The organism is Streptomyces kanamyceticus (assembly GCF_008704495.1).
Lineage (GTDB): Bacteria > Actinomycetota > Actinomycetes > Streptomycetales > Streptomycetaceae > Streptomyces > Streptomyces kanamyceticus.
Map to the genome: position 1 here is coordinate 4,949,092 of NZ_CP023699.1, position 24,199 is coordinate 4,973,290.

The 24,199-nt window shown below is 71.9% G+C and carries 23 protein-coding genes and 1 tRNA gene; 11 read left to right on the plus strand and 13 right to left on the minus strand.

Translation table 11 applies throughout. The features are described from left to right. Nucleotide 1: 1 nt before the first annotated feature. From CP970_RS20900 to pdhA, 4 genes are all read right to left on the minus strand, one after another. Nucleotides 2–946, minus strand: coding sequence for an NTP transferase domain-containing protein (locus CP970_RS20900; RefSeq protein ID WP_055553389.1), 945 nt, complete (start codon nt 944–946; stop codon nt 2–4). A gap of 93 nt (nt 947–1,039) precedes the next feature. After that, on the minus strand, nt 1,040–2,605 hold the full coding sequence (locus CP970_RS20905; protein WP_055553387.1) for a dihydrolipoamide acetyltransferase family protein: 1,566 nt from the start codon (nt 2,603–2,605) through the stop codon (nt 1,040–1,042). Next, complete coding sequence (locus CP970_RS20910) at nt 2,605–3,633, minus strand: alpha-ketoacid dehydrogenase subunit beta (RefSeq protein ID WP_055553385.1); 1,029 nt, start codon at nt 3,631–3,633, stop codon at nt 2,605–2,607. The genes CP970_RS20905 and CP970_RS20910 overlap by 1 nt, the downstream gene beginning before the upstream one ends. Then, nucleotides 3,630–4,775 (minus strand): pyruvate dehydrogenase (acetyl-transferring) E1 component subunit alpha, encoded by a 1,146-nt coding sequence (gene pdhA, locus CP970_RS20915; protein WP_055553383.1) that lies wholly within the window; start codon nt 4,773–4,775, stop codon nt 3,630–3,632. The genes CP970_RS20910 and pdhA overlap by 4 nt, the downstream gene beginning before the upstream one ends. Before the next feature lie 191 nt (nt 4,776–4,966). On the opposite strand from pdhA, the gene CP970_RS20920 reads away from it, so the two are divergent. After that, a complete protein-coding gene (locus CP970_RS20920; protein ID WP_079043876.1) occupies nt 4,967–5,461 on the plus strand; it encodes an Lrp/AsnC family transcriptional regulator in 495 nt (164 codons plus the stop codon). A gap of 29 nt (nt 5,462–5,490) precedes the next feature. On the opposite strand, the gene CP970_RS20925 is transcribed toward CP970_RS20920, so the two are convergent. Together CP970_RS20925 and CP970_RS20930 are read right to left on the minus strand one after the other, a co-directional pair. Beyond that, the gene (locus CP970_RS20925; RefSeq protein ID WP_055553378.1) at nt 5,491–6,084 is read right to left on the minus strand and encodes a TetR/AcrR family transcriptional regulator; all 594 of its coding nucleotides are present in this window, start codon (nt 6,082–6,084) and stop codon (nt 5,491–5,493) included. Then, on the minus strand, nt 6,081–7,592 hold the full coding sequence (locus CP970_RS20930; protein WP_055553376.1) for a 3-hydroxyacyl-CoA dehydrogenase: 1,512 nt from the start codon (nt 7,590–7,592) through the stop codon (nt 6,081–6,083). Before CP970_RS20930 ends, CP970_RS20925 begins: the two co-directional genes overlap by 4 nt. A 197-nt stretch (nt 7,593–7,789) precedes the next feature. On the opposite strand from CP970_RS20930, the gene paaN reads away from it, so the two are divergent. Next, on the plus strand, nt 7,790–9,481 hold the full coding sequence (gene paaN / locus CP970_RS20935; RefSeq protein WP_055553374.1) for a phenylacetic acid degradation protein PaaN: 1,692 nt from the start codon (nt 7,790–7,792) through the stop codon (nt 9,479–9,481). A 26-nt stretch (nt 9,482–9,507) separates the two neighbouring features. Here paaN and CP970_RS20940 read toward each other — a convergent pair whose 3' ends face one another. From CP970_RS20940 to CP970_RS20950, 3 genes are read right to left on the minus strand one after another with little or no spacing between them, the layout of a single operon-like run. Continuing rightward, nucleotides 9,508–10,290 (minus strand): TrmH family RNA methyltransferase, encoded by a 783-nt coding sequence (locus CP970_RS20940; protein WP_055553372.1) that lies wholly within the window; start codon nt 10,288–10,290, stop codon nt 9,508–9,510. Continuing rightward, nucleotides 10,287–11,528, minus strand: a complete 1,242-nt coding sequence (locus CP970_RS20945) for an HTTM domain-containing protein (protein ID WP_055553370.1) — start codon at nt 11,526–11,528, stop codon at nt 10,287–10,289. The genes CP970_RS20940 and CP970_RS20945 overlap by 4 nt, the downstream gene beginning before the upstream one ends. Continuing rightward, complete coding sequence (locus CP970_RS20950; protein ID WP_224058572.1) at nt 11,525–12,418, minus strand: DUF5819 family protein; 894 nt, start codon at nt 12,416–12,418, stop codon at nt 11,525–11,527. Before CP970_RS20950 ends, CP970_RS20945 begins: the two co-directional genes overlap by 4 nt. Before the next feature lie 183 nt (nt 12,419–12,601). On the opposite strand from CP970_RS20950, the gene paaA reads away from it, so the two are divergent. The 6 genes from paaA (at nt 12,602) to CP970_RS20980 (ending at nt 17,470) form a co-directional block, all read left to right on the plus strand. Beyond that, nucleotides 12,602–13,618, plus strand: coding sequence for a 1,2-phenylacetyl-CoA epoxidase subunit PaaA (gene paaA / locus CP970_RS20955; RefSeq protein ID WP_055553368.1), 1,017 nt, complete (start codon nt 12,602–12,604; stop codon nt 13,616–13,618). After that, nucleotides 13,615–13,905: a 1,2-phenylacetyl-CoA epoxidase subunit PaaB gene (paaB, locus tag CP970_RS20960; protein ID WP_055553366.1), complete on the plus strand. Its 291-nt coding sequence runs from the start codon at nt 13,615–13,617 to the stop codon at nt 13,903–13,905. Before paaA ends, paaB begins: the two co-directional genes overlap by 4 nt. Further along, complete coding sequence (gene paaC / locus CP970_RS20965; protein ID WP_055553364.1) at nt 13,902–14,627, plus strand: 1,2-phenylacetyl-CoA epoxidase subunit PaaC; 726 nt, start codon at nt 13,902–13,904, stop codon at nt 14,625–14,627. The genes paaB and paaC overlap by 4 nt, the downstream gene beginning before the upstream one ends. Continuing rightward, complete coding sequence (gene paaD, locus CP970_RS20970; RefSeq protein ID WP_055553362.1) at nt 14,621–15,130, plus strand: 1,2-phenylacetyl-CoA epoxidase subunit PaaD; 510 nt, start codon at nt 14,621–14,623, stop codon at nt 15,128–15,130. Before paaC ends, paaD begins: the two co-directional genes overlap by 7 nt. After that, on the plus strand, nt 15,130–16,200 hold the full coding sequence (locus tag CP970_RS20975; RefSeq protein ID WP_055553360.1) for a 2Fe-2S iron-sulfur cluster-binding protein: 1,071 nt from the start codon (nt 15,130–15,132) through the stop codon (nt 16,198–16,200). Before paaD ends, CP970_RS20975 begins: the two co-directional genes overlap by 1 nt. 133 nt (nt 16,201–16,333) lie before the next feature. Further along, complete coding sequence (locus tag CP970_RS20980; RefSeq protein ID WP_055553358.1) at nt 16,334–17,470, plus strand: acyl-CoA dehydrogenase family protein; 1,137 nt, start codon at nt 16,334–16,336, stop codon at nt 17,468–17,470. On the opposite strand, the gene CP970_RS20985 is transcribed toward CP970_RS20980, so the two are convergent. The 4 genes from CP970_RS20985 to CP970_RS21000 form a co-directional block, all read right to left on the minus strand. Beyond that, complete coding sequence (locus CP970_RS20985) at nt 17,467–17,796, minus strand: rhodanese-like domain-containing protein (protein ID WP_055553356.1); 330 nt, start codon at nt 17,794–17,796, stop codon at nt 17,467–17,469. The genes CP970_RS20980 and CP970_RS20985 overlap by 4 nt on opposite strands. Before the next feature lie 56 nt (nt 17,797–17,852). After that, nucleotides 17,853–18,710, minus strand: coding sequence for a hypothetical protein (locus CP970_RS20990; protein ID WP_055553354.1), 858 nt, complete (start codon nt 18,708–18,710; stop codon nt 17,853–17,855). An 89-nt stretch (nt 18,711–18,799) separates the two neighbouring features. Continuing rightward, nucleotides 18,800–20,260, minus strand: a complete 1,461-nt coding sequence (locus CP970_RS20995) for a DUF2252 domain-containing protein (protein ID WP_224058575.1) — start codon at nt 20,258–20,260, stop codon at nt 18,800–18,802. 210 nt (nt 20,261–20,470) lie between these two features. Further along, a tRNA-Leu gene (locus CP970_RS21000) sits at nt 20,471–20,557 on the minus strand. A 531-nt stretch (nt 20,558–21,088) separates the two neighbouring features. Between CP970_RS21000 and CP970_RS21005 the strand changes: the two genes are divergently transcribed. The 3 genes from CP970_RS21005 (at nt 21,089) to CP970_RS21015 (ending at nt 24,173) form a co-directional block, all read left to right on the plus strand. After that, nucleotides 21,089–22,006, plus strand: a complete 918-nt coding sequence (locus CP970_RS21005; RefSeq protein WP_055546523.1) for an FhaA domain-containing protein — start codon at nt 21,089–21,091, stop codon at nt 22,004–22,006. A gap of 10 nt (nt 22,007–22,016) precedes the next feature. After that, the gene (locus CP970_RS21010) at nt 22,017–22,532 is read left to right on the plus strand and encodes an FHA domain-containing protein FhaB/FipA (protein ID WP_055546525.1); all 516 of its coding nucleotides are present in this window, start codon (nt 22,017–22,019) and stop codon (nt 22,530–22,532) included. Between the two features lie 120 nt (nt 22,533–22,652). Continuing rightward, nucleotides 22,653–24,173 carry a Stp1/IreP family PP2C-type Ser/Thr phosphatase gene (locus CP970_RS21015; protein ID WP_224058577.1) on the plus strand — a complete coding sequence of 507 codons (1,521 nt, stop codon included), beginning with the start codon at nt 22,653–22,655 and terminating at the stop codon, nt 24,171–24,173. Nucleotides 24,174–24,199: the final 26 nt, after the last annotated feature.

Here is a 24,199-nt window from a genome sequence, read left to right on the forward strand (position 1 = left end):
GTCATCCGGCGTCCGGCGCGACGCCGCTGCCGGCCTCGGGGGAAGATCCGGGCGCGGCCCCTGTGGGCGCGTCCTGCTGGTCCTCGTCCGCCCACCGGAGTGCGAGCGCCGCGGCCTTGCGGGCCGCGTCGGCCACGGCTTCGGCACCGCCGGGCGCCTCGCCCCGCGCCGCCGCCTGGGCCGCCGCGTACCCGACGAGGAAAGTGGTCAGTGGCGCCGCCGGCCTGGCCACGCCGTGCGCGGCGTCACGGGCGAGGTCGAGCAGCGTGCCGGTATCGACGTCGAGTTCGATGCCCAGCTCGTCCTTGACTGCGGAAATCCATTCATCCAACACGTGCCCATGCTCCCTGATGCGCGCCCGAGCGGCGGCGATGTCGTCCCAGGTGTCGCAGTCGAAGGCCGCGACGGGGTCGGCGACCCTGGTCAGCGCGAGCCGCGCGGTGAGCCGCCGCAGCGGGAGCCCGGTGAGCCCGCCGCCGTTCGCCTCCGCGAGGACCGCGCTCTCGCGCCGCAGCGACGCGCTCCGGTAGGCCGCGACGAGCGGCTGGTCACGGCCGTCGGGGTCGGTGAGGACCGCCCCGTCCGCGCCGCTCTCGCGCAGGGCGTCGAGGAGTCCGCGTACGGTCCGCTCGGCCAGGAACGGCAGGTCGGCGGAGACCACCACCACCCGCTCCGCCGTGGTGGCGCGGAGCCCGGCGTCGAGCGCGGCGAGCGGGCCGCCGCCCGGCGGGTCCTCGCGCGCCCACACCACGGGGCGCGCGGTGGCCCGCGGCTCGGCCACCACGACGGTGGTCCGCGCGCCGGAACAGGCCGAGAGGACCCGGTCGATCAGCGCCCGGCCGCCCACCCGCACGCCGGGCTTGTCCGCGCCGCCGAGCCGCGCGGCCCCGCCCCCGGCGAGCACGACGGCGTCGTACGGAGGGGTGTCACGCTCGTTCGCGGTCATCCCCCGAGTATGGGCATACGGAGGATCATTGCCACCCCCGCGAAGGGCCCTTCGGGCAAGGGACTTATGTCACTTCGGTGACGCTGTGGTCGCTCACACCGACCGCAGCAGCACCGCCGGTTGTTCGACGCAGTCCGCCACGTACCGCAGGAACCCGCCAGCCGTACCGCCGTCGCACACCCGGTGGTCGAACGTGAGCGACAGCTGGACCACGTGCCGCACCGCCAACTCCCCCTGGTGCACCCACGGCTTGGGCACGATGCGGCCCACGCCGAGCATGGCCGCCTCGGGGTGATTGATGATCGGCGTGGATCCGTCGACCCCGAACACTCCGTAGTTGTTGAGCGTGAAGGTCCCTCCGGTGAGCTCCGCGGGGGTGAGCGTGCCCTCCCTCGCCGCCTCCGTCAGGCGTATCAGCTCACCGTTGATCGACGTGGTGGTCCGCGTCTGGGAGTGCCGTACGACGGGGACGACCAAGCCGCGGTCGGTCTGCGCGGCGAAGCCGAGGTGGATGTCGGCGAGGCGGCGCACCTCGCGCGCCTCCATGTCCACGGTGGAGTTGAGCATCGGGTACCGGTCGAGGGCGGCGACGGTGATGCGGGCGAACAGCGCAAGGAGCGACACCTTCTGGCCGTCGCGCGGCCCCATGGCCCCGTTCATCGCGGCGCGGGCGGCGAGCAGTTCGGTCGCGTCGGCGTCGACCCAGCAGGTGGCCTCCGGTATCTCGCGCCTGCTGCGGGACATCTTGTCGGCGACGAGGCCCCTGATGCCGGTCAAGGGGTGCCGGGACGCGATGCCCGCACGGGTCGGCTCCTGCCCCGCCTCGACCTGACGGCGCGCCTCGGCCAGCCCCTCGCGGATGAGCTCGTCGTCCTCGCGGACGGCTTCCTTCACCGCGCGCCCGCGCGCCTCGTCCTCGCGGGATCCGGGCCGCTGGGACTCTTCGCGCGTCCCCCCGGCGGACTGGCCCGCCCCGTGCCGGGCCAGTCCGCCCGCGGCGATGGCTCCCTCGACGTCGGCCCGCGTGATCAGCCCGTCGTGGCCCGAGCCCACGAGGACACGCAGATCGACGCCGTTCTCCCGCGCCAGCTTCCGTACGAGGGGCGAGATCACCGGAATCGGCCCGTCACCGCGCGCGGGATCCTGTCGCCCGGACAGCGCGACGGGCTCCGGCGACGTGACCGGCTCCGGCGGCGCTGCGGCCTGCGGTGCCGCGACGGCCTGCGGTGCCGCGGGCCGCACCCGTCGACGGCGGGCAGGCGCCGCCGCCGTGCCGTACCCGACGAGGACGTTCCCCGAGGACTCCTCGGCGGCGGACAGCGCGGGCGACCGCGCGGCCGACAGCAGGGCCCGCTCGGCGGGCTCCTCCGGAGCCCCTGCCGAGCCCGAGCCCGCCGGTGAGCCCACGGTGACCGTCAACAGCGGCGCACCGACCGGCAGTTCCGCGCCCTCGTCCCCGAAGCGGGCCGTGACCACGCCTCCGTAGGGGCACGGCACCTCGACCATCGCCTTGGCCGTCTCCACCTCGACGACCGGCTGGTCCACGGCGACGACGTCACCGACCTGCACGAGCCACCGGACGATCTCGGCCTCCGTCAGCCCTTCCCCGAGGTCGGGCAGCTTGAATTCGAGACTGTTCACATCAAAAGCAGGGGCCATCAGCTCTCCGCCTCCCACTGCAGCCGCGCGACCGCGTCCAGGATCCGGTCCACGCCCGGCAGGTGGTGCTTCTCCAGCATCGGCGGGGGGTACGGAATGTCGAATCCCGCGACCCGCAGCACCGGCGCCTCCAGGTGGTGGAAGCAGCGTTCGGTGATCCGCGCGGCGATCTCCCCGCCGGGGCCGCCGAAGCCGCCCGACTCGTGCACGACGACGGCGCGCCCGGTCCTGCGCACGGAGGCGGCGACCGTCTCGTCGTCGAAGGGCACCAGCGAGCGCAGATCGACCACTTCGAGGTCCCAGCCCTCGGCACGCGCGGCCTCGGCGGCCTCCATGCAGACGGGCACGGAAGGGCCGTACGTGATGAGCGTGGCACTGCGTCCGGTGCGCCGCACCACGGCGCGGCCTATCGGTTCAACGGCCGTGGGCGCGGCAGGGTTCCAGTCGGCCTTGGACCAGTACAGGCGCTTCGGCTCCAGGAAGACGACCGGGTCGTCGGAGGCGATGGAGGCGCGCAGCAGGCCGTAGGCGTCGGCGACCGTGGCGGGCGTGACGACGTGCAGGCCCGGGGTCGCCATGTAGTACGCCTCGGAGGAGTCGCTGTGGTGCTCGACGCCGCCGATGCCGCCGCCGTAGGGCACGCGCACGGTGATGGGCATCGGCATCGCGCCCCGCGTGCGGTTGCGCATCCGCGCCACGTGCGAGATCAGCTGCTCGAAGGCGGGGTAGGCGAAGGCGTCGAACTGCATCTCGACGACGGGCCGAAGCCCGTACATCGCCATGCCGACCGCCGTCCCCAGGATGCCCGCCTCGGCGAGCGGGGTGTCCGTACAGCGCTCCTCGCCGAACTCCTTGGTGAGCCCGTCGGTGACCCGGAAGACGCCGCCGAGCGCGCCGACGTCCTCCCCGAGCACGTGTACGGAGGGGTCCTCGGCCATGGAGTCGCGCAGCGCGCGCCCGAGCGCCTGCGCCATGGTGGCCGGTTTCGTGACCGGTTTGGTGACCGGCTTCGCCGCGACCGTGGTCATCGCGCTTCCTCCTCCGCCTCTTCCGAGGCCACTTCGAGCTCGGCCCGCAACTGCGCCGCCTGCTCCCGCAGTTGGGAGGTCTGCTCGGCGTACACGTGCGTGAAGAGGTCCATGGGGTCGAGCTGGGGGTCCTGGTTCATGCGCCCGCGCAGGTCGGCCGCCATGGCCTCCGCGTCGTCGCCCGCCTGCCGCTTCAGGTCGTCGTCCAGGAGTCCGCGCTCCGTCAGCTCCCGCTCCAGGAGGAGGATCGGGTCGTGGTCACGCCAGGCCGTGACCTCGGCGTCGGGGCGGTAGCGCGTGGCGTCGTCGGCGTTCGTGTGCGCTTCCATGCGGTACGTGACCGCCTCGACGAGGGTCGGGCCGCCGCCCGCGCGTGCCCGGGCCACCGCCTCGCTCAGCACCTCGTGCATCGCGGCCGCGTCGTTGCCGTCCACCAGGCGCCCCGGCATGCCGTACCCCACGGCCTTGTGCGCGAGGGAGGGGGCCGCGGTCTGCTTGGCGAGCGGCACGGAGATCGCGAAGCCGTTGTTCTGCACGAGGAAGACGACGGGCGCCTGCCACACGGCCGCGAAGTTCAGCGCCTCGTGGAAGTCGCCCTCGCTGGTGCCGCCGTCGCCGACCATGGCGAGCGCGACCACGTCGTCACCCTTGAGGCGGGCGGCGTGCGCGAGGCCCACGGCGTGCGGGAGCTGGGTCGCGAGCGGCGTGCTCAGCGGCGCTATGCGGGCCTCGCGGGGGTCGTACCCGGTGTGCCAGTCGCCGCGCAGCAGCGTCAGCGCGCTGACCGGGTCGAGGCCGCGGGCGACCGCGGCGAGCGTGTCCCGGTAGCTGGGAAAGAGCCAGTCCCGCTCCTCCAGGGCGAACGCCGCGGCGACCTCGCACGCCTCCTGCCCGGTGCTCGACGGGTAGACGGCGAGCCTGCCCTGCTTGGTCAGGGCCGTCGCCTGCGTGTTGTAGCGGCGTCCGCGGACCAGCTCCGCGTACAGGCGGCGCAGCAGCCCCGGGTCGGCCTTCTGCGCGGCATCGGTGCCAAGGACTCGGTACGGCTCCGCGTCCGGCAGCAGCGGCGCGGGGTCCGTCCTGGGCTGCCAAGCGGGGGGCGGGGTCGGCCGGTAGGCGCCCCGCTGCTCCATGACCGTCATGACGGCACCTCCTGGGGGAAGCGGTCTCCTCGTGAGGAGCGGCAAAAGAGGCGCGGCGGTGTGGTGCGCCTCACCTACCGATTGTTCGGTCGTCGGCACATTTTGGCTACAGGCACCTCCAGGCTGTGGACAAACGGTTCTGCACAGCCTGGGATGGATGCAGTACGTCCATGGTAGGGAGGCGGGGGGACATGGCACCTGAACGAATGGTCGACCGGCACGGCGACGACCGCCCGGACCCCAGGGCCCTGGACGCCATCGACCGCGACATCCTCCAGATCCTGCACACGGACGGTCGCGCGTCGATACGCTCCGTGGCCGACCGCGTCCATGTCTCGCGTGCCAACGCGTACGCGCGCATCAACCGGCTCATCGACGACGGCGTCATCCGGGGCTTCGGGGCGCGGATCAACCACGAACGCGCCGGGCAGGGCGCCTCCGCCTACATCACGCTCAAGATCGTCCAGAACACCTGGCGTACGGTGCGCGAGCATCTGCGCGCACTGCCCGGTGCGTCCCACATCGCGCTGGTCAGCGGCGACTTCGACGTACTGCTCCTGGTGCACACGCCGGACAACCGCGCCCTGCGCGAACTGGTGCTCACCCGGCTGCAGTCCATCCCCGAGGTGCTCAGCACGCGGACGTTGCTGGTCTTCGAGGAGGACGACATGGACCCGGAGCCCTGATCCCGTCCGTACCTTGCGGGCGGGCGTGCTCAGCTCTCGGCGCGCAGCCCGGCGAAGGCCAACTGCACCACGGCGTCGGCGACCTGCTCGCCGTTGGCGGCGCCGCGGCTCTCCGGGCGGTACCACTCCACGATGGAGTTGATCATTCCGAAGAGCAGCCGGGTGGCCAGGCGCAGATCCGCGTCCGAGCGCAGATCGCCGTCCGCGACGGCCTCCTTGAACAGCTCGGCGACCTGCTGGTCGAACTCCCTGCGCCGCTCCATGGCCCACCGCTCGGTGTCCGTGTTGCCGCGCACCCGCAGCAGCAGCGTCACGTAGGGCAGTTCGGCGACAAGGACCTCCACGGTGCGGCGCGTGACGTACTCCAGGCGCTCGACCGCGCTGCCCACGCGCGCGTGCTCCTCGGCGAGGATCCCGAAGAGACCGTCGAGGGCCCGGCTCACCGCGCGCCGCAACAGCTCCTCCTTGCCCGCCACGTGGTGGTAGATCGAGGACTTGGAGATGCCCGCCGCCTTGGAGAGGTGCTCCATGGACGTGCCGTCGTAGCCGCGCTCGTTGAAGACCCGGACTGCCACGCTGAGCAGCGTCTCCGGGGTGTACGTGTCCCGCCGGGCGGTGGTCATGAGTATTCCTCTCGCACGGCCTGGCGCCGCAGGGCCTGGGACGGCGCGTAGCGCCCTGTGGGGTACTCCTCGTGGAGCTGGTCGAGCGCCTCGGCCACCCGGTACGCGGTGAGCGCCCGGCCCCATTCGACGGGCCCGCGCGGGTAGTTGACGCCGAGCCGCAGGGCGGTGTCGACGTCGTCGGCGTCCGCGACCCCGCGCCCCACGGCGTCGAGGGCGAAGTCGACGAGCATCCACACCGTGCGGGCCACGATCATCCCCGGGGTGTAGCCGATGACGCTGACCTTCTTCCCGAGCGCCTGGAAGAGGCCGATCGCCTCCTTGAGGCCCTGCTCGCCCACCCGGCCGGACGGCGCGAGCGCGACGCGGGTCGCCGCCCGGTAGTCCAGGGCGAGGTCGAAGTGGATCGTGGGCTCCGCCGCGGCGTCGGGCGCTGAGCCGTCCACCAGGGCGAGCCGCACGCCACTGGGCAGCTCGATGGAGCCGGGGTAGCTGGGGACGCCCTTGCCGCGTCCGACCCTGATGCCCGCCTCCTTGATGAGGCCGGTCAGGGCGTCCGCCGGGAAGAGGTCGCCGTGGACTGCCACGGACTCGGGTGCCTTCGCGGGCTCCGCCGTGTGCGGCTCCGGGCGCGCGGCACCATCGCCGTACGCGTACCAGCCCTGCCCCGACTTGCGCCCGAGGCGGCGCGACTCGACGAGCCTGCGCTGGGCGAGCGAGGGCGTGAACTTGGGGTCCTGGAAGAAGGACTCCCACACGGAGCGCGTGACGGCCTCGTTGACGTCCTGGCCGATGAGGTCGGTCAGTTCGAAGGGGCCCATCTTGAAGCCGCCGCATTCGCGCAGGACGGCGTCGATCGTGGCGGGATCAGCGACCCGCTCCTCGTACGCACGCAGCGCCTCGGCGTAGAAGGGCCTGGCCACGCGGTTGACGATGAAGCCGGGGGTGTCCGCGCAGCGCACCGGCGTCTTGCCCCAGCCCTTGGCCGTCTCGTACGCGCGCGTGGCGGCCGCCTCGTCCGTCGCGAAGCCGCTGACGACCTCGACGAGGGGGAGCAGCGGCGCCGGGTTGAAGAAGTGCAGACCGACGAAACGGCCGGGGTTCCTGAGCGCGCCCGCGATGGCGGTCACGGAGAGGGAGGAGGTGTTGGTGGCCAGCAGACAGTCCTCGGCGACCACGTCTTCCAGGTCCTGGAACAGTCGCTGTTTGACGTCCAGTTGCTCCAGGACGGCCTCGACGACGAGCCCGCAGTCGGCGAGCTCGGCGAGGCTCTCGGCCGGGGTGATCCTGGCGGCCGCGGCGGCGCGGTCCGCCGCCGTGAGCCTGCCCTTCTCGACCAGCCGGTCAAGGCGGGCGCCGATCGCGTCGGCAGCCGCCCTCGCCCGGTCGGGCGCCGCGTCGTAGAGCCGCACGGGGTGGCCCGCGACCAGGGCGACCTGGGCGATGCCCTGTCCCATGGTGCCGGTTCCGACCACGGCAACGGCGCTGCTGAGCTCCAGTCCTGTCATGTTCGCGATCCTCCCGCACGGCCTGTCGGCCGCAGGGTCCGGGGGTCGCCGTGGAGAAGTTGTCCACAGGTTCGGCAGACCCTCTTGTCCCGACCGATCGTTCGGTTACTCTAGCTCTGTCAGCCAGTCCCTGCCCACTGTTCCTGCCCGGCTCACCAGCTCGATGGAGAGCTGCCCGACGAGGAGTTGGTCCTGTCATGGCCGCCGAACTCACCGCGCACCAGCTGATCGCCAAGCACCGGCCCACCCTCGACCAGGCGCTGGAGACCATCCGCACGCGCGCGTACTGGTCCCCTCATCCCGAGCACCCCAAGGCGTACGGCGAGGGCGGAAGCCTGAGCCTGCCCGAGGGCAAGGCCGCCTTCGACGCCCTCCTGGGCACCCGCTTCGACCTCGACCAGCCCGGCACGGACGACTGGGTGGGCGGGGAAGTCTCTCCGTACGGACCGGAGTTGGGGATCACGTACCCCCACCCGGACATCGACACCCTGCTGCCCGCCATGCGCGCCGGGATGCGCGCCTGGCGCGACGCGGGCGCGGAAGTGCGCGCGATGGTCAGCCTGGAGATCCTGGCCCGGATCAGCGCCCGCACGCACGAGCTCGCGCACGCGGTCATGCACACCAGCGGCCAGGCCTTCATGATGGCGTTCCAGGCCGGCGGACCGCACGCCCAGGACCGCGGCCTCGAAGCCATCGCGTACGCGTATGTGGAGCAGGCCCGCACCCCCGAAGCCGCCGAGTGGACGAAGCCCCAGGGCAAGCGCGACCCGCTCGCACTGAACAAGCGCTTCACGCCCGTCGCGCGCGGCATCTCGCTCCTGATCGGCTGCAACACCTTCCCGACGTGGAACGGCTACCCGGGCCTGTTCGCCTCGCTCGCCACCGGCAACCCCGTCCTGGTCAAGCCCCACCCGCGCGCGGTGCTGCCGCTCGCGCTCACGGTGCGGATCGCCCGCGAGGTCCTCGCGGAGACCGGCTTCGACCCCAACCTCGTCTGTCTGGCCGCCGAGCGGCCCGACGAGGGCATCGCCAAGACCCTCGCCGTGCGCCCCGAGATCAAGCTGATCGACTACACGGGGTCGACGGCCTTCGGCGACTGGCTGGAGACCAACGCCCGCCAGGCCCAGGTCTACACGGAAAAAGCCGGGGTCAACACGGTCGTCATCGACTCGACGGACAACTACAAGGGGATGCTGGCGAACCTGGCCTTCTCCCTGTCGCTGTACAGCGGCCAGATGTGCACGACCCCGCAGAACCTGCTGATCCCCCGTGACGGCATCACCACGGACGCGGGCGCCAAGTCGTACGACGACGTGGTCGCCGACCTCGCGGCGTCCGTCAGCGGCCTGCTCGGCGACGACGCCCGGGCGAACGGCATCCTCGGCGCCCTGGTCAACCCGGGCGTGAAGACCCGCCTGGAGGCCGCCGCCGGGCTCGGTGAAGTCGCCCTCGCCTCACGGGAGATCGCCAACCCCGAGTTCCCGGACGCGGTGGTCCGCACCCCCGTCATCGTCAAGCTGGACGGCGCCAAGCCGGACGCGGAGGCCGCCTACCTCAGCGAGTGCTTTGGTCCCGTCTCCTTCGCGGTCGCCGTCGACTCCGCGACGGACGCGGTGGAGCTGCTGCGCCGCACGGTGCGGGACAAGGGCGCCATGACCGTAGGGGCGTACACGACGTCGGACGAGGTCTCCGCGGCCGTCGAGGAGACGTGCCTGGAGGAGTGCGCCCAGCTGTCCCTGAACCTCACGGGCGGCGTCTATGTGAACCAGACGGCGGCGTTCTCGGACTTCCACGGCTCGGGCGGCAACCCCGCGGCCAACGCCGCGCTCTGCGACGGCGCGTTCGTGGCCAACCGCTTCCGCGTGGTGGAGATCCGCAAGGACGCGTGACGCATCACGCGCGACGCGCGGCGGGTTCAGGCCCCCGGCCCCGGGGGCCTGCCCGCCGACCAGTGGAAGAGCGCCATGCCGACGCTCGTCGCCAGGTTGTAGCTGGAGACCTGCGGGCGCATCGGCAGCGACACCAAGTGATCGGCGCGGGCGCGCAGCCGCTCCGAGAGGCCGCTGCGCTCGGACCCGAAGGCGAGCACCGCGTCGTCGGGGAGCTTCAGAGACCGGATGTCCTCGCCCTCCGCGTCGAGCGCGAACACCGGGCCGTGCGGCAGCTCGGCGACGTCCATCCGCTCCACGGCCGTCGCGAAATGCAGCCCCGCCCCGCCGCGTACGACGGTGGGGTGCCAGGGATCGAGCGTGCCTGTCGTGACGACGCCGGTCGCCCCGAAGCCCGCGGCAAGCCGGATCACGGCCCCCGCGTTGCCCAGATTGCGGGGATCGTCGAGCACGACGACCGGCGCGGTCCTGGGCGTACGTGCCAGTGCTTCGAGGTTGGCGGCGCGCGAGGGGCGGACCGCGAGGGCGGCGACCGCCGTCGGGTGCAGCCGCGGCACGAGCGCGCGCAGCCGCTCGTCCGGGACCCGCACGAGGAGCGCGTCGAGCGCGTCCCGCACGTCCGGGGCCAGCTCGTCGGCGAGCGCGAGGACCGCGGCCCTGTCACTGGTCAGCGCCAGGGGCACGGACGCGCCGAAGCGCAGCGCGTGCTTGATCGCGTGAAAGCCGTCGAGCAGTACGGACGTCTCGGCGATCCCCCGCCAGGCGCGCTCGGCGCCGCCGGGATCCGCCGTCGCGTCCGTCCTGTTCATGGAGTGAAGCCTACGCGCGCGTGCTCGGTGGGCTCCTCGTCCCTTTCCCCGCCCACGGCCCGCTGTTCCGGCAGGGCGCTCCTGCGGGGAAGCCGGTCGAGCGGCACCCGGGATGCCAGCCCCACGCGTGCGCGCGTCGCCCATCCGCCCACCCGCCGCAGGAACGTCGTCGGCAGGAACACCGCGTCGGCCGTGATCATCGCGAGCGAGAAGAACGGCAGTCCGAGCACGACCGCGATGACGGCGTGCTCGAAGATCATGGCCGTGAGCAGCACGTTCTTGACGCGCCGGTTGAAGAGGGTGAACGGGAAGGCCACCTGCACGGCGACCGTCCCGTACGTCACCAGCATCAGCATGACGCCGTTGGACGAAAGGACGTCGGACAGCGCGGGCCACGGCGAGAAGTAGTCGAGGTTCAGCGGGTAGTAGACGGCCGTGCCGTCCTGCCAGCGACTCCCCTGGATCTTGTACCAGCCGGCGGTCGCGTAGATCAGGCACGCCTCGACCATGATCACGAGCAGCGCCGCGTTGTGGGCGAGGTTGGCGACGACGTCGAAGAGCTTGCGGAACTGTCCCTGCGGCGCACGCTGCCCCACGGCCCACCACAGGCCGTGCACGAGCAGCAGCCCCCAGAAGAACAGCAGCCAGCCGCCGCTGAGTTCCCCCAGGAACGTCACACCGGACAGGACGAGCCCGAGCACCCACCACAGGGCGGGCCCCACGCGGTCGACCGGCACGGTGAGTTCGGGACTCTCGGCACGCGCGCGTGCCGCGCGTCGCGCGTCCAGGGACCAGACCTGACCGCACCGGGTGAACACCAAGTAGGTCGCCATCAGGTGGATGACGTTGTCGCCGCCGTCGCCGATGAAGATGCTGCGGTTCTGCAGCGAGAGCACGCCGACCATGAAGAGCACGGACATCACGCGCGTGCGCCAGCCGAGCAGCAGCAGGACGCTGCTCACCATGGCAAGCAGATAGACGACCTCGAACCAGAGCTGCCCGTCCGACCACATCAGTGCCGTGAAGGCGCCGTTGTTCGCGATGAGCTGCTGGGCCATGTCCCAGCTCCAGGGCCCGTCCGGGCCGTACAGCTCATGGCGGTGGGGGAATTCGCGCAGCAGGAAGAGCAGCCAGGTGGCGGCGAAGCCGATGCGGATCACCGCGGTCTGGTACGGACCGAGGGCGAAGCCGGTGGCCTTGGCGAGCCCTTGCGCCAGCGGACGTTCGAAGCGGCTCATCGGTCACTCCCCTGCCCGTCCCGGTCCGTGTCCCGGCCCGTGTCCCGCCCGGTGCCGACTCCGGCGCCGTCCCCCAGGGGCATGTCCCCGGACGTCACCGACCACCAAGGGAGTATCCGATAGGTCGGCTTGGTGGGCACCTTCTCCTCGCTCCACTTCGGCGGCCGTACGTTCGTGGTCCGGGAACGCACCTGCACGCGCGCGATGTGGTCGCCCGCGCCGCCCGGCCGCTCCCTGTCGAGCCGCATGAGCGCGACTCGGCGGACATAGCGCTCGGAGAGCTGGCCCCGCAGGCCGACGGGACGATTCTGCGCGTCGTGCGAGCCCGTGTAGAAGTCCCAGGCGCGGCGCAGCTCGTTCTGCTGCGTGTGGCTGGGGAACAGGCTGCCGTCGATGGCGGCGCCGTCGCGCGCGGACAGGTCGTACCAGTGCGTGGTCCGTACACCGCCACCGGCCGTACGGAGCTCGGCGCGGGCCTGCACCGCGACGTTCTGCTGGAGCGGGTTGGGCGCGAAGAGCTTCCAGTTCTGCTCGAACTCGGGGTAGATCCAGTCGTCGACCACGTCGCCGTGCTGCTTGGTCACGGTGTTCGAGGGGGCGACGTGCAGGAAGAGCATGCCGATGTGGACGCAGGCGGCCACGGCGATGAGGGCGAGCGCGACCGCGGCGGCGATCTGATGGCCCAGCGAGAGCCCGGCGATGCCGACGCGGGGCTCGACGCGGGGCTCGGGCGCGCTCTGCCGCTCGGAGTCGGAGAGCCCGCCGGACTCCTCGGGGCCGGAGAGCCCGTCCTGCTGCTCAGAGCCGGAGAACTCGGCGGGCTCGTCAGGCCCGGCGGGCTCGTCAGGCCCGGCGGACCCGCCGCCGGAACCCTTGTCGTACCCGTCCATTCCGCCCCGATCCCTGTTCCCGCACCGAACCCTGCCGCCGGAACGGTACTCAGGCCCGCCCGTCGCGCACAGCGTCCGTGAAGTTATCCACAGGGTTGACACCTTATGGCGGCGAGCCGCACCATTGAATTCAACGAACCGAACGATCGGTCGGGCGGTTCGCTCAGGTCTAGGGGGACCGAGATGGCGACAGCAGCCGCACATCAGGCGGCGGGGACGGAGCCGGACGAGGCCGGGTCCCCGGCCGCGCGCTCGGCGGAACAGGAAGCCGCCGCGGCGCACCAGGCCGTCTTCGACGCGGCGGTCGCCGCCGACGAGCGCATCGAGCCGCGCGACTGGATGCCGGACGCCTATCGCGCGTCACTGGTCAGGCAGATCGCGCAGCACGCCCACTCCGAGATCATCGGCATGCAGCCGGAGGCCAACTGGATCACCCGCGCCCCCTCCCTGCGGCGCAAGGCGATCCTCATGGCCAAGGTGCAGGACGAGGCCGGGCACGGCCTGTATCTGTACAGCGCCGCCGAGACGCTCGGCACCGGCAGGGACGAGCTGCTCGACAAGCTGCACTCGGGCCGCCAGAAGTACTCATCGATCTTCAACTACCCCACGCTGACCTGGGCGGACGTCGGCGCGATCGGCTGGCTCGTGGACGGCGCCGCGATCACCAACCAGGTCCCCCTGTGCCGCTGTTCCTACGGGCCTTACGCCCGCGCGATGGTCCGCGTCTGCAAGGAGGAGTCCTTCCACCAGCGCCAGGGGTACGAATCGCTGCTCGCCCTCAGCCGCGGCACCCAGGCCCAGCACGACATGGCACAGGACGCGGTGGACCGCTGGTGGTGGCCCTCGCTGATGATGTTCGGCCCGCCCGACGACGAGTCCTCGCACTCCGAGCAGTCGATGACGTGGAAGATCAAGCGCCATTCGAACGACGAGCTGCGCCAGCGCTTCGTGGACATCTGCGTCCCCCAGGCCGAGTCGCTCGGCCTCACCCTCCCGGACCCGGACCTGGTGTGGAACGAGTCGCGCGGGCACCACGACTTCGGCCCGATCGACTGGACCGAGTTCTGGGACGTCCTCAAGGGCAACGGACCCTGTAACGAACAGCGCATCACCCAGCGCAAGCGCGCCCACGACGAGGGCGCCTGGGTCAGGGACGCCGCGGCCGCCTATGCCGCGAAGCACGGAAAGGCGACGGCATGAGCAGCTCGACCGACTGGCCACTGTGGGAGGTGTTCGTGCGCTCCCGCCGCGGGCTCTCGCACACCCACGCGGGCAGCCTGCACGCCCCGGACGCGGAGATGGCCCTGCGCAACGCCCGCGATCTGTACACCCGCAGGAGCGAAGGCGTCTCCCTCTGGGTCGTGCCGTCCACCGAGATCACCGCCTCCTCGCCGGACGAGAAGGACTCCTTCTTCGAACCCGCGGGCGACAAGCCGTATCGCCACCCGACGTTCTACGACATCCCGGAGGGGGTGAAGCACCTGTGACCACCGCAGCCGACGCCCCGGCCCTCCCCGCCCTGCCCCTGGGAGACGACGCACTGGTGCTCTCGCACCGCCTGGGGGAGTGGGCAGGTCACGCGCCCGTCCTCGAAGAGGAAGTCGCCCTGGCGAACATCGCACTCGACCTGCTCGGCCAGGCCCGCATCCTGCTCTCCCTGGCGGGCGACGAGGACGAGCTGGCGTACCTCCGCGAGGAGCGCGCCTTCCAGAACCTCCAGCTGGTCGAGCAGCCGAACGGCGACTTCGCGCACACCATCGCCCGCCAGCTCTACTTCTCCACCTACCAATCCCTGTTGTACGGGCAGTTGGCGACCGGCGAAGGCGAGCTGGCCCCCCTGGCGGCGAAGGCCGTCAAGGAGGTCGCCTACCACCAGGACCATGCCGAGCAGTGGACCCTGCGCCTCGGCGACGGCACCCCCGAGAGCCACGCCAGGGCCCAGCGCGGACTCGACGCACTGTGGCGCTTCACCGGAGAGATGTTCCAGCCGGTGGCGGGCGTGGACGTGGACTGGGAGGCCATGCGCGCGAGTTGGACGTCTTCGGTGACGGCCGTCGTCGAGCGGGCGACGCTGACCGTGCCGTCGGGCCCGCAGACCGGCGCGTGGGCGGCGGGCGCGGGCCGCCAGGGCCTGCACACGGAATCCTTCGGACGGATGCTCGCCGAGATGCAGCACCTGCACCGCAGCCACCCGGGGGCGTCATGGTGACGACAGCGCACCCCGCGCCGACCGCGCTCGAAGCGGAGCTCCTGGCCCTGGCGGGCTCGGTGCCCGACCCCGAGCTGCCCGTGCTCACCCTGGCCGAGCTCGGAGTGGTGCGCGGCGTGCGGGTCCTCCCCTCCGGCGAGGTCGACGTCGAGCTGACCCCCACGTACACGGGCTGCCCGGCCATCGAGGCCATGTCCGCCGACATAGAGCGGGTCCTGCACGACCGCGGCATGGCCGAGGTCTCGGTGCGCACCGTGCTCTCCCCCGCCTGGTCGACGGACGACATCAGCGCCGAAGGCCGCCGCAAACTCACCGAGTTCGGCATCGCCCCACCGCGCTCCCACGCGACCGAAGGACCGGTCCCCCTGGGCCTGTCCATCCGCTGCCCGCACTGCGGATCCACCGACACGGAACTGCTCAGCCGCTTCTCCTCCACGGCCTGCAAGGCCCTGCGCCGCTGTGCGTCCTGCCGTGAACCCTTCGACCACTTCAAGGAGTTGTGATGGCCCGCTTCCACCCGCTCCGGGTAGCGGCGGTCGACCGGCTCACCGACGACTCCGTGACGCTGACCTTCGACGTACCGCCCCCGCTGCGGGAGGAGTACGCGTTCACACCGGGCCAGCACCTCGCCGTCCGCCGCTTCGTCGACGGCACCGAGATCCGGCGTACGTACTCGATCTGCTCCCCTGCGCCGCTCCCCGGCGCCCAGGGAGAGCCCCGGACCCTGCGCGTCGGCGTGCGCCTCGTCGAGGACGGCGCCTTCTCGACGTACGCCTTCAAGGAAGTCGCCGTCGGCGACGAGCTCGAGGTGATGACCCCGGCCGGGCGCTTCACCCTGGACCCCGCGCCCGGACGCTATGCGGCCGTGGTCGGCGGCAGCGGCATCACCCCCGTGCTCTCCATCGTCACGACGCTCCTGGAGCGCGAGCCGCGGGCGGACTTCTGTCTCATACGCAGCGACCGCACCGCCGCCTCGACGATGTTCCTGGAGGAGGTCGCCGACCTCAAGGACCGCTGGCCCGACCGGTTCCAGCTGGTGACCGTGCTCTCGCGCGAGGAGCAGCAGGCGGGGCTCGACTCCGGTCGGCTCGACGAGGAGCGGCTCGCCGGGCTGCTGCCCGCGTTGCTGCCCGTGGCGGAGATCGAGGCGTGGTTCCTGTGCGGCCCGTTCGGCCTGGTGCAGAGCGCCGAGCGGACCCTGCGCGGCCTCGACGTGCCCCGTCGGCGCATCCACCAGGAGATCTTCCACGTGGACGACGGCGGCGCCCCCGTGGCCCCCGCCACCCCGGCGCCCGCGCACAGCACAGTGACGGCGACCCTCGACGGCCGCTCCGGCACCTGGCCGGTCCTGGACGGCGAGAGCCTCCTGGAGACGGTCCTGCGCAACCGCGCGGACGCGCCCTACGCCTGCAAGGGCGGGGTGTGCGGCACCTGCCGGGCGTTCCGGGTCTCGGGCGAGGTGCGGATGGACCGCAACTTCGCGCTGGAGCCGGAGGAGACGGAGGCCGGATACGTGCTGGCGTGCCAGTCCCATCCGGCCACGGACACCGTGGAGTTGGACTTCGACCGCTGACCCCGCACCGTCCCGCCGAGGCCCTGCCTGTTCCCTTCCTCTAGAACCTGTTCTATCTTGACGGACCGTCAGATGCGAAGAGGCGGAAGAGGCGACGGATACGTCGGTCGGCCGGTGCACGGGAGGACAGGCAGTGGACTTCACCTTCACCGAGGAACAGCAGGCCGTGGTCGAGGCGGCGAAGGCGATCTTCGCCGACGTCGCGCCGGACGCGGTGCCGAGCCCGGCCCTCACGCCCGGCGCGGTCGCCGATGACTTCGACCGCGCCCTGTGGTCCCGGCTCGCCGACGCCGACCTGCTCGGCGTGCTCGTCGACGCCGAGCACGGCGGCGTGGGCCTCGACGCCATCGCCCTGTGCCTGGTCCTGCGCGAGTCCGCGAAGGTGCTCGCGCGGGTCCCGCTCCTGGAGAGCGGCGCCGCCGCGTACGCCGTAGGGGCCCATGGCGGCGAGGAGTTGAAGCGAAGGGTCCTCCCCGCGGCCGCCCGCGGGGAGCTCGTCCTGACGGTCGCCGCCAGCGGCCGCACCGGACACGACCCCGCCGAGCTCGCCGTCACCGCGCAGCGCGACGGCGACAGCTGGGTCCTGAACGGGCTGCAGACCGCCGTGCCCTGGGCGCGGAACGCCGACCTGATCGTCGTGCCCGGTCACACTCCCGAGGGACGTACGGTCCTCGCCCTCGTCCCCCGCGAACAGCCCGGCCTCACCATCGCCGAGCAGGTCTCCACCAGCGGCGAACGCCTCGGCGAAGTCCACCTGGAATCCGTGCGCGTCACCGCGTCGGACGTCATCGATGCCGACGGCGCCTGGGACGGACTACGCGACCTGCTCGCCACCGGCACGTGCGCGCTCGCCCTTGGCCTCGGCGAGGGCGTGCTGCGCATGACGAGCGAATACACCAGCAAGCGCGAGCAGTTCGGCCACCCCGTGGCCACCTTCCAGGCCGTGGCCGTGCAGGCCGCCGACCGCTACATCGACCTGCGCGCGATGGAAGCCACCCTCTGGCAGGCCGCCTGGCGCGTCAGCACCGGCGCCGACGGCGCCCTGCCCACCGCGGGAGACGTCGCCGTCGCCAAGATCTGGGCCTCCGACGGCGTACGCAGGGTCGTACAGACCGCCCAGCACCTGCACGGCGGCTTCGGCGCGGACACCGACTACCCCCTGCACCGCTACCACGCCTGGGCCAAGCAGCTGGAGCTCTCGCTCGGCCCGGCGGCGGCGCACGAGGAGGCCTTGGGCGACCTGCTGGCCGCCCACGCGCTCGGCTGCTAGACGACGGTGCCCGGCTGGCCCTTGTCGTCGACGACGGGCCGGCCGGAGGCCGCCCACGCCTCCATGCCACCGGCGACGTTCACCGCTTCGATGCCCTGCTGCCCCAGGTACATGGTGACCTGGGCGGAGCGCCCGCCGGACCGGCAGATGACGTTGACCCGGCCGTCCTGCGGCGCGGCCTCGGTCAACTCACCGTAACGGGCGACGAATTCACTCATGGGGAGGTGCAGCGCGCCCTCGGCGTGACCCGCCTGCCATTCGTCGTCCTCGCGGACGTCCAGCAGGAAATCGCCGTTCGCGAGGTCATCGACGCCGACCGTGGGCACTTGAGATCCGAAAGCCATGCCCCCGACGCTACCCGAAGGGAACGGGCCGCCGACCCCTACGCGGTCAACCGCTCCAGCTCGGCCTCACGCTCGGCCACCTGTGCGAGCAGCTGCTCGGCGATCTCGTCGAGGAGCGTGTCGGGGTCGTCCGGCGCAAGGCGCAGCATCCCGCCGATCGCGCCCTCCTCCAGCTCCTTGGCGAGCACGGAGAGGAGCTCCTTGCGCTGGGCGAGCCATTCGAGCCGTGCGTAGAGCTCCTCGCTGCGGGTGAGCGGCTGCACCTCGGGCGCGGGCCCCGCCGCCCACTCCTCGGACAGCTCCCGCAGCAGTGCCTCGTCGCCACGGGCGTACGCGGCGTTGACGCGGGTGATGAACTCCTCGCGCCGGTTCCGCTCGCCCTCCTCCTGTGCCAGGTCCGGATGGGCCTTGCGGACGAGCTCGCGGTAGAGCTTGCGGGCCTCCTCGCCGGGACGCACCCGCTGCGGCGGCCGCACCGACTGGTCCGTCAGCATCGCGGCGGCCTCGGGGTACAGGCCCTCGGCGTCCATCCAGCCGTGGAACAGCTCCTCGACGCCCGGCATCGGCATCACCCGCGCCCGGGCCTCCGCCGCCTTGCGCCGGTCCTCGGGGTCGCCCGTACGGGCCGCGGTGGCCTCGGCGATCTGCGCGTCGAGTTCATCGAGCCGCGCGTACATCGGGCCGAGCTTCTGGTGGTGCAGACGGGAGAAGTTCTCCACCTCCACACGGAAGGTCTCCAGCGCGATCTCGTACTCGATCAGCGCCTGCTCGGCGGCGCGCACCGCACGCTCCAGACGCGCCTCGGGCCGGGACGTTTCCTCGCCCCCCGCCGGGACCTGTCCCGTAGGGGCCTCAGAGGTTTCGGGCTGCGTCGGCTCGGCTTCCGGGGTCGTCACCTGTCCAGCCTAGGCCACCCACCGGCGCCACCGGACAGAGCCGCCGAGCCGCCCCGCCCGCACACCCCCACCACGCCCCGCGCGCCTCGTCACACCCCCGCCTCAGCGGCGATCCGCCCCTCCTTGACCGCCCGCACCAGCAGCGCGTGATCCGCCTCCGTCCGGTCCGCGTACGCCGTGGCGAACCGTCCCACCGCCTCGTCCAGCTCGTCGTTCTTGCCGCAGTACCCCGCTATGAGACGCGGGTCGGCGCTGTGCGCGTGGGCGCGGGCCAGCAGGGCGCCGGTCATCCGGCCGTAGTCGTCGATCTGGTCGGCGGCCAGCGCCGCGGGGTCCACGCTGCCCTTGCGGTTCCTGAACTGCCGTACCTGGAAGGGCAGTCCGTCGACCGTCGCCCAGCCCAGCAGGAAGTCGCTGACCACTTGCATCCGCTTCTGCCCGAGCACCACCCTGCGCCCCTCGTGCGTGGCCTCGGGCGCCTTGAAGCCCGCGACCGGCAGATGCGGCAGCAGCGCGGAGGGCCGCGCCTCCTTCACCTGGAGCACCAGCGGCTCGCCCCGGTGGTCGAGCAGCAGCACCACGTAGGACCGCAGTCCCACGCTGCCCGTGCCCACGACGCGGAACGCCACGTCCTGGATCGCGTACCGCGCGAGCAGCGGCAGCCGGTCCTCGGCCAGCGTGCCCAGATACCCGCCGAGCGAGCCCGCCACCGCGGCCGCCTCCTCGTCGGGCACGCGCCGCAGCACCGGCGGGGCGTCGACGAAGCGCCGCCCCACAGCACCGTCGGTCCCGTCGAACCGCTCCGTGGCCTTCGCCGCGAACCGGGCGCTCGTGTTGTGCCGCGCCTTCTCCGAGACCCGCTCCAGGGTGCCGACGAGGTCACGCGCGTCGGTGTGCGAGACGAGCTGCTCGTCCGCGATGGCGTTCCACGCGTCGAGCGCGGGCAGCTTCGCGAGCAGCCGCATGGTCCGCCGGTACGCCCCCACCGCGCCCACCGCCGCCTCCCCGCAGACGGACTCGCTCGCCCCCGCCTCGCGCCCCGCGAGGACCAAAGAGGCGGCGAGGCGCTTGAGGTCCCACTCCCACGGGCCGTGCGCCGTCTCGTCGAAGTCGTTCAGATCGATGACGAGACCGCCGCGCGCGTCCGCGTACAGACCGAAGTTCGCCGCATGCGCGTCTCCGCATATCTGCGCGCCGACGCCGGTCATCGGGGTACGTGCGAGGTCGTACGCCATGAGTCCCGCCGAACCGCGCAGGAACGCGAAGGGCGAGGCCGACATCCTGCCGACCCGGATCGGCGCGAGCTCGGGGAGCCTGCTGCGGTTGGAGTCCACCACGGCGGCCACGGGATCGGGCCGCTCGTCGTGCACCGCGAACTCCGCGTGCGAGGAACGGGGCACCCGCGCCCGCAGCGCCTTGCCCTCGGCCCTGGGCGACCCCTGAGCAGGCCACTCGGCGAACCCCGCGACCCCGGGAAGCCGGGGCCCCGACCGCTCCCGCGACCGCTGCCGCCCCCGCTGCGCCGGAACCGCCCCACCAAGCTGCGCCATGTCCATCGCCCCCACCGATCGACCCAGTGGATCAACCCACTGGCACTCGGCACGACGGTACTGCCGCTCGCCGATCGCCGTCAGAGCCTGTGGAAAACTTCGGTGACATACATCACCGCCCGCCCTGGAGCACGACCTGGACCACGGTCTGGAGCACAAAAAGAAGCGGCCCCCGCCCGAACTTTCGTCCGAGCGAGGACCGCTTCCTCATGGTGCGCGAGGGGGGAGTTGAACCCCCACGCCCTTTCGGGCACTGGAACCTGAATCCAGCGCGTCTGCCTATTCCGCCACCCGCGCATGGGTGTTGTCTTCGGGTCTCTCACTGTGTGGTGCGAGCGCCTGCTGACATCGAGAAGATTAGCACGCTGCAGAGGGTGGATTCACATCCGTATTCGGGGGCACCTGCCCAGGGGCCCGGGCCCTGACCGGGTCCCTGACGGTGACCCTGAGCAGGCCCCCGACGGCAACCCTGAGACGGCCCAGGAGCCACCCGGGACCGGCTCGGGAGCGGCCCAGCGCCCACCCCCGCCCCGGCCGAGCTCGCCGAGGTCCACAGCCAGGTGCGGGACACTGGCTTGAGGCCCCCTCTACGATCCCTGTGAAGAGGAGGCTCGAGCAGGCGTCCCGAGCAGCTGCCCGGAGGGGTTCCGGAGCCGAGGATCAGGGTCCCGTCAGGGGGCCTGGGAGGATCCCCGGAGCCCTGTGCGGGCATGCCTTGTGAGAGGCGACACTCGTCGACTGGGCGGACAGGGGGAACCAGCCGATTTCCCGGCGCGTGGATACGATCAGTAAGCAGTACCAGGATGACTACGACGGAGGAGGTGCCCCATGGGAGTCCTGAAGAAGTTCGAGCAGCGACTTGAAGGTCTGGTCAACGGCACCTTCGCCAAGGTGTTCAAGTCCGAAGTCCAGCCCGTCGAGATCGCCGGCGCCCTCCAGCGCGAGTGCGACAACAACGCGACGATCTGGAACCGCGAGCGGACCGTCGTCCCCAACGACTTCATCGTCGAGCTCAGCGCACCCGACTTCGAGCGCCTGAGCCCGTATTCGGGCCAGCTCGGGGACGAGCTCTCCGGCATGGTCCGCGACTACGCCAAGCAGCAGCGGTACAGCTTCATGGGCCCCATCAAGGTCCACCTGGAGAAGGCCGAGGACCTCGACACCGGCCTGTACCGCGTGCGCAGCCGCACGCTCGCCTCCAGCTCCTCCCAGGGGCCCGACCAAGCTCCCGCGGGCCCCGGCGGCCCTGCCGGGCCCAGTCGTGGCGCTAGCGGCGGTGCGGGCGGCGGCGCAGGCGGTGCGGGCGGCGGCTACGGATATCCGCAACCGCCCTCCGGAGCTCCCGGTGGCGCGGGCGCACCTCCCATGCCGAGCGCGCCACCACCCGGCGGCGGCCGTCCAGGCGGCCAGTCCCCGGCACCGAGCAGGCCCCAGAGCCCCGGCGCCGGACCACTTCCGGGCGCGCAGGTGCGGCGCTGGATCGAGATCAACGGCAATCGCCATCAGATCTCCCGCCCGACGCTGGTGCTGGGTCGCAGCACCGACGCCGATGTGCGGATCGACGACCCCGGCGTATCGCGTCGGCACTGTGAGATCCGGACCGGAACGCCCTCGACGATCCAGGATCTCGGGTCTACCAACGGCATCGTGGTAGACGGGCAGCACACCACCCGCGCTACGCTCCGCGACGGTTCGCGGATCGTCGTGGGCCAAACCACCATCGTTTACCGGCAAGCCGAAGGGTGAAGCGGGGGCAATGTCAGAGCTGACCCTGACGGTCATGCGGCTAGGTTTTCTAGCCGTTCTGTGGCTGTTCGTGATCGTGGCCGTCCAGGTCATCCGCAGCGACCTGTTCGGAACGCGCGTCACACAGCGCGGTTCGCGCCGAGAGCGGCCACAGCAGGCCGCCCGGCAACAGCAGGCCGCCGCACCGCCGCAGCAGCGCCAGCAGGGCGGTGGCGGCCGCCAGCGCCGCGGCGCCCCCAGCAAGCTGGTCGTCTCCGAGGGCATCCTCGCCGGGACGACGGTCGCGCTGCAGGGGCAGACCATCTCGCTGGGCCGTGCGCACGATTCCACGATCGTGCTGGACGACGACTACGCCTCCAGCAGGCATGCCAGGATCTACCCGGACCGGGACGGCCAGTGGATCGTCGAGGATCTCGGGTCCACCAACGGCACGTATCTCGACCGGACCCGACTCACCACCCCGACGCCCGTTCCCCTCGGCGCGCCGATCCGCATCGGCAAGACCGTCATCGAGCTGCGGAAGTAGTACGACAATGAGCGAGCGGAGCGAGCGAGCCGACGCGGTCCAGTCACTGGACGCCAGCGCGCTCCCGACCGGAGGGTGGGCACCGTGCGGATGTACCCGGAGCCGACGGGCGAGGTGCGCATGAGTCTGTCTTTGCGCTTCGCCGCCGGATCGCACAAAGGCATGATCCGGGAGGGGAACGAGGACTCCGGTTACGCCGGACCACGTCTCCTCGCGATCGCCGACGGCATGGGGGGCCAGGCCGCGGGCGAAGTGGCGAGTTCCGAGGTGATCTCGACGATCGTCGCGCTCGACGACGACGTACCGGGCTCGGACATCCTCACCTCGCTCGGCACGGCCGTGCAGCGGGCCAACGACCAGTTGCGGATCATGGTCGAGGAGGACCCCCAGCTCGAGGGCATGGGGACCACCCTGACCGCCCTCCTGTGGACGGGCCAGCGCCTCGGCCTCGTGCATGTCGGCGACTCGCGCGCGTACCTCCTGCGGGACGGCGTCCTGACGCAGATCACGCAGGACCACACCTGGGTGCAGCGCCTGGTCGACGAGGGCCGCATCACCGAGGAAGAGGCCACCACGCACCCGCAGAGGTCCCTCCTCATGCGCGCGCTGGGCAGCGGCGACCACGTCGAGCCGGACCTCTCCATCCGTGAGGTCCGCGCCGGTGACCGCTATCTGATCTGCTCGGACGGTCTGTCGGGCGTCGTCTCCCACCAGACGATGGAAGACACCCTCGCCAGCTACCAGGGCCCCCAGGAGACCGTGCAGGAGCTGATCCAGCTCGCGCTGCGCGGCGGCGGCCCCGACAACATCACGGTGATCGTCGCCGACGTCCTGGACATCGACAGCGGCGACACCCTCGCGGGTCAGCTGTCCGACACCCCCGTGGTGGTCGGCGCGGTCGCCGAGAACCAGCTCCAGGCGCAGGACGACGGCGCCATGCAGACGCCCGCGGGCCGCGCCTCCGGGCTCGGCCGCCCGGTGCCGCCGCAGCCCTCCGGAGGCGGCTTCGGCCCTCCGGGAAGCGGTGACACCACGGGGTACGCCCCCGAGGGCGGCTTCGGCGCGTACGACGACGAGGACTTCGTGAAGCCCCGCGGCGGCCGCAAGTGGATCAAGAGATCCCTCTACGTGGTCCTCGCGCTCGCGGTCATCGCCGGTGGTCTCTACGGCGGCTACCGCTGGACGCAGACCCAGTACTACGTGGGCACGAAGGACAAGCACATCGCTCTCTACCGCGGCATCGACCAGGATCTGGCCTGGGTCAGCCTGTCGAAGGTGGAGCGGGACCACCCCGAGATCGAACTCAAGTACCTGCCGCCGTACCAGCGCAAGCAGGTCGAGGGGACCATCCCCGAGGACAACCTCGACGACGCCAAGGGCAAGGTCGAGGAGCTGGGCCTGCAGGCCTCCGCGTGCAAGAAGGACGCGGAGCGCCGCGATGCGGCGGAGCGCGCGAAGAAGGACAAGTCCGGCAAGGACGAGGGCGCGCCCGGCAGGGTCGAGGAGAACGCCCCGACCGGCAACCCGACCGAGACCGACAAGACCGACAAGAACAAGTCCAAGACCGCGCCGACTCCCACACCCGGCCCCAGCCTCTCCGACGATGAGCAGAAGCTGGTCCCGCTGTGCGGTAAGCAGTAAGCAGCCGTTGGGGGCCCTTGCACGCC